This is a genomic window from Paraburkholderia sp. PREW-6R (assembly GCF_039621805.1).
Taxonomy (GTDB): Bacteria; Pseudomonadota; Gammaproteobacteria; order Burkholderiales; family Burkholderiaceae; genus Paraburkholderia.
Map to the genome: position 1 here is coordinate 1,763,797 of NZ_CP155074.1, position 12,458 is coordinate 1,776,254.

Genomic DNA, 12,458 nt, shown 5'->3' on the forward strand with positions numbered 1-12,458 from the left:
ATCAGTTCATCGAGCCTTTCTGACGCCATTTGTCGAGAATGACCGCGAGCACGATCACCGCGCCCTTCGCAACGTACTGCCAGAACGACGAGAGCCCGAGAATGGTGAGGCCGTTGTTCATCACGCCGATGATCAAGGCGCCGACTACCGTTCCCCAGATCGTCCCGACGCCGCCCATCAGGCTCGTGCCGCCGAGCACGACCGCCGCGATCGCGTCGAGCTCGTAGCCGCTGCCCCAGTTTCCGTTCGCGCCGTATAGCCGGCTCGCCGACATGGCCCCCGCCAGTCCGGCAAAAAGGCCGCTGATGGAATACACGAAAAGCAGAACGAGGCTCACGCGGATGCCTGTCAGGCGCGCGGCCTGCAGATTGCCACCCACCGAATAGATGTGCAGGCCAAGCACGGTCTTTCTGAGGATCGCCCATGACACCAGCACGACGCTGACTGCGATCCAGATAAGCCATGGCACATGCAGGAAGTCGCCATTGCCGATCCATTCGAAGCTCGGAATGTCGTTGTTCAACACGGTCGTGCCGTCGGCAAGCAGGTATGCCGCGCCGCGAAACGCCGTCATCGTGCCAAGCGTCACGACGAACGCATTGATGTTCAGAAAGGCCACCATCGCGCCGTTGATCGCGCCCATCACGAGGCCGGACACGATGAACACCGGGATCGACCAGCCGGCCATATGTCCCATCAACGAGACCTGCATGCCGAGCACCGCCGACACCGCGAGAACGGAGCCGACCGACAGGTCAATGCCCGCCGTCAGGATCACGAAGGTCATGCCCGCCGCCAGCACGAGGTTGATCGCAACCTGGCGCAGGATGTTCATCGTATTGTCGGCGGTCGCGAAATTCGACGTGCCGTCCGCGCTGTAGTAGACCGTCAGCGCATAGAAGACGAGATAGAGCACGATCAGAACCGGCAGCATGCCGAGCCGCTGCAACAGCAGATCGGCGACGAGGCTTTTCTTCTTCGGGCCAGGCGCCGCCGGTCCGGATTCGGCCGGGTGGTGGAGTTTCGTTTCAGCCATGTTTGACGTTGTCCTTTGCTTCGACCGCTTCGCCGGTGGCGAGACGCATGACGTTTTGCTGTGTGATGGCCGCGCCGCTCAGTTCGCCGGTGATCGCGCCTTCGCGCATCACTAGCACACGGTCGCAGAGCCCTACGACTTCCGGCAGTTCGCTTGAAATCACGATCACGGCGACGCCCGATTCAGCTAGCGTGCCGATGATCTGATAAATCTCGCTCTTCGCACCGATATCGACGCCGCGCGTGGGTTCGTCGAGAATCAGCACCTTCGGCTTGATCTCCAGCCAGCGCGCGAGCAGCACCTTTTGCTGGTTTCCCCCCGACAACCGCCCCACGATGACGTCGGGGCTCGCGACTTTCACGCTCAACTGCTTGACCGATTTGCCGGCAAGCCTCCTGAGCGCGCCGTGATCGACGATGCCAAGGCGGCTGTTGCGTCCGGCGACATTGAGCGTCGCATTCGTCAGCACGGAGAGTTGCAGGAAGAGCCCAAGGCCCTTGCGATCTTCGGGCACGTAGCCGATGCCGAGCGCGATGGCGGCGCGCGGATTCGGCGTGTGGACCAGTTTGCCTTCGAGGTGGATGCTGCCGGACGCCTTCGGGTCCGCGCCGAACAGAAGGCGCGCGAGTTCCGTGCGCCCTGCGCCGACCAGCCCCGCGAAGCCCACAATCTCGCCGCGCCCGACCGAGAACGACGCCGGCTTGATCTTTTCGCCCGACAGATCGCGCACTTCGAGTACCGGTTCGCGCGTCACGCCCGCAGCACGCTTGTGCTGATAAAAATCGTCGAGCGGCCGGCCGACCATCATCTGGACGATGCGGCTCGAATCAAGCGCGTCGTGCGACAGTTCGCCGACGTAGGTGCCGTCGCGCAGCACGGTCACGCGGTCCGCAAGCGCGTAGACTTCCGCCATCCGGTGGCTGATGTAGATGATCGCAAGGCCCTCGTCGCGCAGACGCCGCACGACCGTAAAGAGATGGTCGGTCTCGCGGTCGGAGAGCGCGGCGGTCGGCTCGTCCATGATCAGCACGCGGCCTTTATGGATCAACGCGCGCGCGATCTCGACCTGCTGCTGTTCTGCGATCGACAGGCGCCTCGCGCGGTCCGACGCCCGAAAGCCCGCGCCGAGCTGACGAAGCACGGCGGTCGTTTCGCGCCGCATCCGCGCGTGATCGACAAAGCCGAAGCGCGTGCGGGGCTCGCTGCCCATGAAGACGTTTTCGGCGACCGACAGATTCGGTGCGATCGCCAGTTCCTGATAGATGAGGTTGATGCCCGCCGCGCGGCTCGACGCGGGATCACGCAGGCGCACGGCTTGCCCGTCGATGCGGATTTCACCGCGGTCCGGCGAATACACGCCTGACAGGATCTTCATCAACGTGCTCTTGCCGGCGCCATTCTCGCCCATCAACGCGTGAATCTCGCCGCGATGGACAGTGAGGCTCATCCCGGACAGCGCACGCGTCGCACCGAACGACTTGTCGATGCCAACCATTTGAAGAATCGCACTCGTCATGACTTTTCCAGGGGGAACGTACGCGGCGACCGTGCCGACGCGCACGCAAGGGATGTGTTTCTCTTGGCCCGCGCAACCTGTTGCCTAGTTACGTACCCAGCCCTGATAAGTCGCGACGTTCGCCCGGGTGATCGGCGGCGTTTCGAGCAGCTTGACCTTCTGCGCAGGCGGCTTGCCATTTAACAGCGCATAGCCGATGTCCACGCCTTCAGTCGCCATCCGGTGCGGATCCTGCGCCGGCGTCACGGCGAACAGGGACTTCGGATTCTTCAGTGCCGTCTCGCCGTCGGGCGCGCCGTCGACGCCACCGATCAACTTCACGTCGGTGCGCTTCGCCTGGCGGATGGCGAGTTCCGCGCCGATCGCGGTCGGGTCGTTGATGCCGAAGACGGCGTCGATCTTCGGGAATGCAGTCAGCAGGTTTGACATGCTGGAGAGGCCGCCGTCGCGGCTGCCGCCGGCATTCTGATTGTCGGAAAGCAGCTTGATACCGGGGTTTTTGGCGAGCTCGGACTTGCAGCCTTTCACGCGGTCCATGATCGACGACACCGGCGGGCCGTTCACGATCACGACATTGCCCTTGCCGCCCAACTGCTCGGCAATGTACTTGCACGATTGCGCGCCCGCCATGGTGTTGTCGGACATGACCGTCGCGTCCGCGCCCTCGGCCGCTACGTCTACCGCGACGACCACGATACCCGCCTTCTGCGCCTTCTTTACGGCAGGCGCGATGCCCTTGGAATCAGCCGCGCCGAGGATGATCAGGTCGACCTTGTTGGCGATGAAATTTTCGATCTGGCCGACTTGTGTGTTCAGGTCGTACTTCGCCGAAACCACCGTCACTTTCGCGCCAGGGTTGATCTTGTGTGCTTCTTCTGTCGCACTCTGGCCGATCGCGACGAAGAACGGGTTCGCCAGGTCGCCCACGGTCACGCCGACTGATTTCAGCGGTTTTTCGGCCGCTTGTGCGGTCGCAGCCAGTGCGAGCACGGAACAGACAGCGAACGATGCGATGGTTTTTTTCATATTGTCTCTCTCCGATAAGGAACCCTGTCAGATGACACGGGCATGCACAACGATCCGAACATAATCTAACATTTCGACACAATAATAAACACTATCGAACATGTTGTGAAGGATTTTCGGAGGTGTTGCGTGGGCGAGGAGACGAGCGTGCGCCCGTGCAGATCCTGCAGGCGGCAAATCGGTCGGGGTTTGATGCGCACCGCAACCGGCGAGGCGCCAGGTCCGAATCCGGCCATGCAGCTTTCTTTCGCCAGACCTGTTGTCTGTAAGCACCAGGCACTGCGGTCGACCTGATAGCAGAAATAATGAACACCTACACCGGGTGTAACTTCAGGCGTGCGATTGAAGTTTGCCCGTCGCTTGCCGATAAGCATGGGTCAGCACACGTGCACAAGCGAAAAGAAATGGCCGAATTTCCCGCCTTACACATCGAAGAAAACAGACGTCATGCAGTCGAGCGACGCCGCCGGCATGACACGGCTGACGGCCCGCGAATCGACCCGGTCGATTGGCTGGCGGCATACATGAAGCGTGTACCGAGCGCAGCCGCATCCTTGATCGCCGGTCACGCGATGGGCCGCCGTCTGGTATGGACGGCGAGCAGCCGGAGAGACAGGCGCGACGCGACCGTCTATCGTTTCGCGTCGGCAAAACCCACGCTTTCCAGCCGCGAAGACGCGACGGGAAAACGAACTTTTTCGAACTGACCCCTCGCGACGAAAAGACCGGCGATCGCGGCTATACGGTGTCGCGTTTGCGAGATCAGGTCGTTTTCGCCCAGGCAGGTCGAGTCAAGCCGCCAGGTGATAGAACGTATGCGTTCGGTAACAGTAGTCGTTGACCGCTCGCGCTCAGGCCGCCGCCTGAATAATCGCGTCGGCTGCCGCGCAGCAATCAGGAGTATGAATTTTGACTGACGACATTCGCGTATTGCCCGGGGTGGCAACGGCGCAATTCAGATCATTCGCGGCGAACATGCCGCCATTCTATGCGTCGGTGATCGCCACGATGCTAACCGCGATGATCGTCTTCTACCGGGAAACGCCGGGCTGGTTTGCAGTGGGAATGCCATTCCTTTTCGTCAGCATCTGTTTATGGCGTATCCGTTGGTGGACGACCCATCGCAACGATCCGGTCACCGACGCCCAGGCAGGGAAGCATCTCATTCGCGCAACGGCGATCCTGATAGGAAGCACCGTGACGGTGATGGCGATGGATGTCGCTGTCTTCCCCAGCGCGAGTATCCACGCTCGCTACTACGTGGCCATGCAGATTCTCGCCTCGACGATGGCTGGCTTTTACTGCCTGATGCATCTCCGGGCGGCGGCTTCGCTCATGGCCATTGCAATGATGGTGCCGTTCACCGGCTTCATGCTTGCGATGAGAGACGTGGGATCGATTGCGTCTGCGATCAATTCTCTTATCAACGTCGGCTTGATGATGTTTGTCATGTCGCGGTATCAGCGCGAATTTACGAGTCTGGTGCGATCGGAGGCCGCGACCGCCGAGTTGAGCAAAGAAAACATACGCCTTGCAAACCTCGACATGCTGACCGGTCTTCCGAACCGGCGGCTGTTCTTCGACACTTTACTGGACGCACTCCAGACCGCAGCAGCCCACGGGCAAACTGTCGCAGTCGGCATTGCCGATCTGGACGGCTTCAAGCCGGTGAACGATACCCATGGCCATCGGGTAGGCGATGCGGTGCTCGCCGAGGTCGCCCGCCGCATGACGGCGTCGGCCGAGTCGGTCTTCGTCGCCCGGGTAGGGGGCGACGAATTCGGTTTCGTGATCACCGACTTTCGCGATCGTGAAACGCTTCTCTCGTTCGGCGATCAGGTGATCAAGGCTGTCTCCACCCCGATCCAGGTTGGCAGCATCGTTACCTCGGTGGGATGCTCGCTGGGCTTTGCGCTGTACCCGGAGGCCGCAGCGACTTCCGACGTATTGTACGAATGCGCGGATTATGCGCTGTACCACGCAAAACGTTCCGGCCGCTCAAAAACCGTCGTTTTCGCGGACAACCACGAGGCCATACTCAAGGAGCAGGGAAAGGTCGAACAGGCCCTGCGCGGTGCCGATCTCGAGCAAGAGATGTTTCCCGTTTTCCAGCCGATCGTGGACACGGAAGCGGGAAAAACGAAGGAATTCGAGAGCCTCGCTCGTTGGCAGAGCCCTGTCCTGGGTATGGTGTCACCCGCGGTCTTCATTCCTGTTGCGGAGCAGGCAGGATTGATAGGTGACATTACGCTCGTGCTGCTTCGCAAATCGCTGGAGGCTGCGGCAAAGTGGCCAACCGACGTGCATCTGTCGTTCAACGTGTCGCCGTTCGATATTTCGAGCCAACACAGAACTTTGCAGATGATCAGCATTATCTCCGGAAGCACTGTGGAACCATCGCGGATCTCGATTGAGCTGACGGAGACAGCGTTGCTGCACAGTTTCGCCGAGACCAACGCCAATATGCGGCGCCTTCAGGAGCTAGGCGTCAACATCTCACTTGACGATTTTGGAACCGGTTATTCAAGCCTGAGTCACATCCACGCACTGCCTTTCGACAAACTGAAGATTGACAAGAGTTTCGTCGACGCGATCAGCTCCAATCCGCGCAGTCGGGACATTGTCCGTTCGCTGATCCTGCTGTGCAAAGACATGGGTATCGGCTGCGTGGTAGAGGGAATTGAGACTGCCGAGCAGTTGGATGTCGTGCATCAGCTAGGTGCGAGGAACATTCAGGGCTACTTTTTTTCGAGGCCTATTGAAGCCACATCGATAAGTGCGTTTCTGAGCGCGTACGACGCTTCGTCCCCTCACGCGAACGAAAGAAGCCTCACCCTCACGTAACGGCTATCTCGACGGCTGCTTCCAGCGCTTGACGGTCATTCGTCTGCCTTAAGCGTTCGATTACCTATCTGCGGAGCCGGGGGTGCCGGTTCCGACCGACGGCATGCCGGCGTCGGCCTACCCGCAGTGCTTACGTGCACGCGAAGATGGTGGCCCCAGCCTCCCACGCTAGTCGGCACGCTTGATGCTGCGTGTGATCGCACATTGCACGGCGCTTCGCTCGCGCCACCGATCAGTCATGGCGCGGACGCCGGCAATGGGGAGAACGCCATGCAAACGCTACCCATCCCGCGCCGCTTTTACCTGCTGGGCGCGCTGATTTTGTGCTCCGCTATCGTCCTGAGTTGCGGCGGTGGCAGTGGCGGAACGTCGGGCACGGCTAGCTCGGGCGGCGGCACCACGACCGGAACGGGTAGCGGCACCGGCAGCCCTGGCGGCGGGAGCGGAAGCTCGGGCGGTACGGGCAGCCCGTCGGGCGGCACCGCCATGTCTGCTGCCGGCGACGTCGTGACCTACCACAACGATATCGCGCGCACCGGCCAGAACCTCAACGAAACCATCCTCACGCCCGCGAATGTCAACGCAACCACGTTCGGCAAGGTCGGCTTCTTTGCGGTCGACGGCAAGGTGGATGGTCAGCCGCTGTACGTCGGCGCGCTGGCGATTGCCGGCGGCACGCATAACGTCCTGTATGTCGTGACCGAGCACGACAGCGTCTTCGCGTTCGATGCCGACACCGGCACGCAACTGTGGAAAGCATCCGCACTCGGCGCCGGCGAAACAACGAGCGACGACCTCGGCTGCGCGCAGATCACGCCCGAGATCGGCATCACGTCGACGCCGGTCATCGACCGCTCACGCGGGGCGCACGGCACGATCTTTGTCGTCGCGATGACGAAGGATTCCAGCGGCGGCTACCACCAGCGCGTACATGCGCTCGACCTCGCGACCGGGGCCGAACTGCTGAACGGACCCACCGAGATCGCCGCGTCATATCCGGGTACGGGTGCGAACAGTTCGAACGGCCGCGTTGTGTTTGCGCCATCGTCCTATGCCGACCGCGCGGGGTTGCTGCTGCTAAACGGCGTGATTTACACAACGTGGACCTCGCATTGCGACGGGGGCGCGTATACCGGCTGGATCATCGGTTACAGCGCGGACACGTTGCAGCAGACCTCCGTCCTGAACGTCACACCGAACGGTTCGGACGGTTCAGTCTGGATGAGCGGCGCCGGTCCCGCATCGGACGGCTCGTCGATCTATCTGCTCGACGCGAACGGCACATTCGATAACACTTTCAACGCCAATGGCTTCCCTGCACAAGGCGATTTCGGCAATACGTATCTGAAACTCGGCACGACCGGTGGTCTGTCAGTCGCGGATTATTTCGCCATGTCCAACATTGTTCAGGAATCCAACGCAGATGAAGACCTCGGCTCGGGCGGCGCGCTCGTGCTGCCGGATCTTGCGGATGCGAGCGGCGCGATTCATAGGCTCACCCTCGGAACAGGTAAAGACGACATCATTTATGTGCTCAATCGAGACTCGATGGGGAAGTTCAACGCTGCCGGCAACAACATTTACCAGATCATTCCTGGACAGCTGACGGGTGGCGAATTCGGCATGCCGGCCTATTTCAACCAGACCGTTTATTTTGGCTCGGTCAGCGATCACCTGAAGGCGTTCACGATTACCAATGCGAGGCTGTCGGCGACCCCTTCCAGTCAGACCGCCATGACTTTTGTTTATCCGGGGACGACGCCGAGTGTATCGGCCAACGGGTCCGCCAACGGTATCGTGTGGGCGGCCGAGAATGGCAACGTTGCCGCGTTGCATGCATTTGATGCTGCCAATCTTGCCACCGAGCTGTACAACAGCAATCAGATGGGCACGCGCGACCAGTTCGGTGCGGGGAACAAGTTCATCACACCCATGATTGCGAATGGCAAGGTCTATGTCGGGACCACGAATGGCGTCGCTGTTTTTGGTCTTCTGACGAAGGGTTGATGCCGGGTTCATGCGTTGGCTCAGTTCGCCCTGAGACGGAATCCACATGAAGCGACCAAGCGGCCGAAGCCGCTGAATTCAGCCGATTTTCAGCCAGTCCGGCGAGTCTTCGCTGCGTCGATGCAAGCGCGCGGCAAGTCCGCGACCGCGGTCCGCGCCATGACAGCCGGTCCCGTACCGTCGAAGCGACATTTTTTTCAGCGAAAGGCCGCCTACCTGTAACCGGCAGCGCCTATCGAACGAACTCATTTCACCTACCCACTCACGCTCGTCGATACCGCCGATGTCGATTCACTTTTCATGACCCATGTGTGGCCGCTGCTGCCATGATCTGCGGCCGCTTCTCGCGATTTGTGAGGCGCTCGACCGGCTGGACATCGAGCGCGCTCTGCGGACGCCCCGGCGTATCTGGGCATCTTTAACGAGGACCTCAGCAATAGCAACTGAAAGTATTCATCACACTTGTCCGGTTCGCTCCAACAGTAGCCTGCTCGCGCTGAAGAGCGGAACACCATAACGGTCGCTTTCTGGAGTCAGAATATGCTGCCCCGCATTCTTACTGCCTTGATTGCAAGCGCCGCGGCGCTGCTCTCCTGCCATGCTTTCGCTGACGAACTGCGTCCGGTCGTCGTTGAACTATTCACCTCCGAGGGCTGTTCCTCCTGCCCGCCGGCGGATCGCCTGCTTTCTGAACTGAGTGACACGCGCACCGACGTTCTGCCGCTGGCGTTTCATGTCACCTACTGGAATCGGCTCGGCTGGAAAGACCCGTTTTCGTTAGAGGCCGCCGATGCACGGCAGGCCCGATACGCGCAACGGTTTCGTGGCTTCGAGTACACGCCCGAAATGGTTGTCGATGGAAAAGCCGATCTGGTCGGATCCGATCGCAGTGCGGCGGCCATGGCTATCGCGCATGCCAGGGCCGATGGGATGACGGCCGCGACGGTCCACGCCACACAGTCCAATCATGGCGTTTCGGTATCCATTGGCCGTGGCGTCGGACGCGCGCATGTGCTGCTGATCGGCTACGACGCCCGTCACGTCACCGCGGTCGGCCGCGGCGAGAACGCAGGCCATACGCTCACCGAATCGAACGTCGTGCGCAGCATCATGGACATAGGTCAGTGGTCCGGCGCGGCGCTGACGTTGCGTGCCGATGCCGTTGCCGGCGAACATCAGGTCGTACTCCTCGAGGCCGACGACGATGCGATCGTAGGCGCCGCAACCGTGAGCAACACGGCCGATGCCCCTGCTCAGTGAGCGGCGGGCGTTGTTCGACGGCGCATTCTCCGCGGCCGGCGTGTCTATTGATCAGCAGTTCGAGAACGCGAACGGCTTGCGGGTACATGGTGCGGGACTGCTCAGGCACGTTTGCGTTGCATTGATACCACTGATTCGCCGGGCAATCGCGATCGTATTGCGTTCAAACGCCCCGCAAACCCTTGTCGCGCTTCGATTGCTTACGATTTATGACAAATTATTGCTGTTATTGCAAAGGAAAACATCTCCCTGAAAGCGTTTGTTTGACCGCTCACTTTTTTATACTCGCGGCGATTCTCACCCCCTATCGTTAACAAAGCCCGAGTCAATCTATGAAGAAAATCTCCTTCGCCCTCGCCGTCTCCGCGCTTGCCGCATCAACCGCCCATGCGCAGAGTTCGGTGACCCTCTATGGTCTGATCGATGCCGGCATTGCCTATACGAACAATGTTCAGAATGGCACCGCCAGCCACGGTAGCTCGCGCGTCGCACTTGCAAGCGGCAATATCAGCGGCAGCCGCTTCGGCCTTCGCGGTGCGGAAGATCTCGGCGGCGGCCTGAAGGCTATCTTCGTGCTCGAGAACGGCTTCAACGTCAACAACGGCGCTTTGGGCCAGGGCGGCCGCATGTTCGGCCGTCAAGCGTTCGTCGGCCTGAGCACCGCACAATATGGCACCGTGACGATGGGGCGCCAGTATGACTCGATGGTCGACTTCGTCGCGCCGCTGTCCGGCACGGCGGGCACGTTCGGCGACTCGGGCTTCGCGCACGTATACGACAACGACAACCTGCAACATACAGTCCGCTTGAGCAACTCGGTGAAGTTCACGAGTGTCGATTACGCCGGCTTCAAGTTCGGCGGCGTGTACGCGTTCAGCAATAGCACCAGCTTCGCGGTCGACCGCGCGTACAGCGCCGGCGCAAGCTACAACAATGGCCCGCTGCGACTCGCCGCCGCCTATCTCCAGATCAACGGCTCCGGGGCGGCAAGCAGCCCGGCCGGAGCGGTCAATCAGAACGTCGCGGCTGACCCGAGCGAGTTCAAGTCGACCGCGGGCGGCGGCAACCTGACGGCGGATGTGCAGCGCACGGCCGGTGCCGGCATCGGTTATACGTTCGGCCCGGCAGCGGTGAACTTCGTCTATACGCACAGCCAGTACCAGAATACGTCCGCATTCGGCCTGAACCCGGTGGGCGGTTCAACCCACTTCGACAACTATGAACTGAACGTCAAGTACGCACTCACGCCGGCGCTGAGTCTCGGCCTGATGGACACTTTCACGGACGGTCATCTGAACGGTGTGAGCAAGTCGAACATCGGCTCCGATCCGAAGTGGAACCAGGTCAACGCGATTGCGCGCTATTCGCTGTCGAAGCGCACGGAAGTGTATGGTGAAGCAATGTACCAGCATGCGATCGGTAACAAGAACACTGCAGTGATGTACAACGCCGGCGGTAACTCCGCGACGAGCAATCAGGTGATGGGGGCTGTCGGCATCCTGACCCGCTTCTAAGGAAGCCTGACGGAGATTCAATCCTGTGTGTGCGCACAGGATCACTACGCGCCGGCAAAGCACCGCCGGCGCGTCGGATTGTTCGGAGAAAGTCGCGTAGGCGAAAGTCTCAGCGGACCGTCGCTCCGTATGCACTGCGCCCGCTACATCAACCGCGTCGAGCGGCTTCCCCTCTTGTGCCCTTGTGCGCATACATGTCGAGATCGCTTTCGACGAGCAGGTCGATGACCGATTGGTGCCGCTGCGGATCGAATTGCGCCTGTCCCACGCTGAAGCGGATTTCGTACCTGTGCGGCGATCCAGCATGAGCCGCCGCGAGGGTGTCGCGCAGACGTTTGAGCGCACGATGGGTATCTTCATCGTTGGCATCTGTCAGAAGCACGACGAATTCGTCGCCGCCGAGTCGACCGATTACATCGCTGTCGCGGAGCGCGGCACGTAGCGCATCGGCGAAGGTCACGAGCGCGCGGTCGCCTTCGGCGTGCCCATACGTGTCGTTGATCTGCTTGAAGCTGTCGAGGTCAAAGAACAACAGCGACGCGTGCCGCCCCAGACGCTTGCAGACGTGCAACGTTTGTTGCGCGAGCGCTTCGAAGCCGCGCCGGTTGACCAGTAGCGTGAGGTCGTCGACGGTGGCGAGTTCGATCGCCGCAATTTCCCGTTCCACGATCTTCGCCAGGTCGCGCAAAAGTCCGCACTCTTCGCTCCCGAATGCTCGCGGATGCGTATCGATCACACACAGCGTGCCGACTTTGCTACCGTTCGGTGCAGTCAGCGGCTGCCCGGCATAGAAGCGAATGCCGGGCGTACCCGTGACGAGCGGATTGTCATGAAAGCGCGCGTCGTTGCGTGCGTCGGGAATCACCAGAACGTCAGTGTGCAATATCGCGTGCCCGCAAAAGGAGATGTCGCGCGCCGTCTGTGCGACGTTCAAGCCCATACACGACTTGAACCACTGCCGGTTCTCGTCGACGAGACTGACAAGCGCGATCGGCACATTGAACAGGCGACGTGCGATTCGCGTCAGCCGGTCAAATCGTTCCTCTCCGGGCGTGTCTAACAGTCGGAGCGCACGCAGCGTCGCGAGGCGCACAGGTTCGTTACTGGGTAGGGGCGCGGCAAGCATAACAGTGTCTCGGTTCTAACTAACAGGCTGTTTAATCGGAATGCCCCATAAACAGGGTTTGAGAGACCGGCGCTATCGATATCGCGTTCATAACGCCGTAACGCCGGGCCAAGAGCGGGTATGGATCGC

At 60.8% G+C, this 12,458-nt stretch carries 10 protein-coding genes; 6 read left to right on the forward strand and 4 right to left on the reverse strand.

Annotated elements, in window-relative coordinates; translation table 11 throughout:
- Window position 1: 1 nt before the first annotated feature.
- The 3 genes from AAGS40_RS23020 to AAGS40_RS23030 all read right to left on the reverse strand — a co-directional run bounded on the left by AAGS40_RS23020 (window position 2) and on the right by AAGS40_RS23030 (window position 3,578).
- Window positions 2-1,036 carry a ribose ABC transporter permease gene (locus tag AAGS40_RS23020; RefSeq protein WP_345815211.1) on the reverse strand — a complete coding sequence of 345 codons (1,035 nt, stop codon included), beginning with the start codon at window positions 1,034-1,036 and terminating at the stop codon, window positions 2-4.
- Window positions 1,029-2,552 (reverse strand): sugar ABC transporter ATP-binding protein, encoded by a 1,524-nt coding sequence (locus AAGS40_RS23025; protein ID WP_345815212.1) that lies wholly within the window; start codon window positions 2,550-2,552, stop codon window positions 1,029-1,031. The genes AAGS40_RS23020 and AAGS40_RS23025 overlap by 8 nt, the downstream gene beginning before the upstream one ends.
- Window positions 2,553-2,636: 84 nt before the next feature.
- Window positions 2,637-3,578: an ABC transporter substrate-binding protein gene (locus tag AAGS40_RS23030; protein WP_345815213.1), complete on the reverse strand. Its 942-nt coding sequence runs from the start codon at window positions 3,576-3,578 to the stop codon at window positions 2,637-2,639.
- Window positions 3,579-3,883: 305 nt separating this feature from the next.
- Between AAGS40_RS23030 and AAGS40_RS23035 the strand changes: the two genes are divergently transcribed.
- The 6 genes from AAGS40_RS23035 to AAGS40_RS23060 all read left to right on the forward strand — a co-directional run bounded on the left by AAGS40_RS23035 (window position 3,884) and on the right by AAGS40_RS23060 (window position 11,203).
- The gene (locus tag AAGS40_RS23035) at window positions 3,884-4,285 is read left to right on the forward strand and encodes a hypothetical protein (RefSeq protein ID WP_345815215.1); all 402 of its coding nucleotides are present in this window, start codon (window positions 3,884-3,886) and stop codon (window positions 4,283-4,285) included.
- Between the two features lie 202 nt (window positions 4,286-4,487).
- Window positions 4,488-6,422, forward strand: coding sequence for an EAL domain-containing protein (locus AAGS40_RS23040; protein ID WP_345815217.1), 1,935 nt, complete (start codon window positions 4,488-4,490; stop codon window positions 6,420-6,422).
- Between the two features lie 270 nt (window positions 6,423-6,692).
- Window positions 6,693-8,429, forward strand: a complete 1,737-nt coding sequence (locus AAGS40_RS23045; protein WP_345815218.1) for a PQQ-binding-like beta-propeller repeat protein — start codon at window positions 6,693-6,695, stop codon at window positions 8,427-8,429.
- A 540-nt stretch (window positions 8,430-8,969) separates the two neighbouring features.
- Window positions 8,970-9,689, forward strand: coding sequence for a DUF1223 domain-containing protein (locus AAGS40_RS23050; protein ID WP_345815220.1), 720 nt, complete (start codon window positions 8,970-8,972; stop codon window positions 9,687-9,689).
- The gene (locus AAGS40_RS23055; RefSeq protein ID WP_345815222.1) at window positions 9,673-9,942 is read left to right on the forward strand and encodes a hypothetical protein; all 270 of its coding nucleotides are present in this window, start codon (window positions 9,673-9,675) and stop codon (window positions 9,940-9,942) included. Before AAGS40_RS23050 ends, AAGS40_RS23055 begins: the two co-directional genes overlap by 17 nt.
- A 79-nt stretch (window positions 9,943-10,021) precedes the next feature.
- Entirely contained in the window at window positions 10,022-11,203 is a 1,182-nt protein-coding gene (locus AAGS40_RS23060; RefSeq protein WP_345815223.1) for a porin, read from the forward strand.
- 148 nt (window positions 11,204-11,351) lie between these two features.
- Here AAGS40_RS23060 and AAGS40_RS23065 read toward each other — a convergent pair whose 3' ends face one another.
- Window positions 11,352-12,329, reverse strand: a complete 978-nt coding sequence (locus AAGS40_RS23065; protein WP_345815224.1) for a sensor domain-containing diguanylate cyclase — start codon at window positions 12,327-12,329, stop codon at window positions 11,352-11,354.
- Window positions 12,330-12,458: the final 129 nt, after the last annotated feature.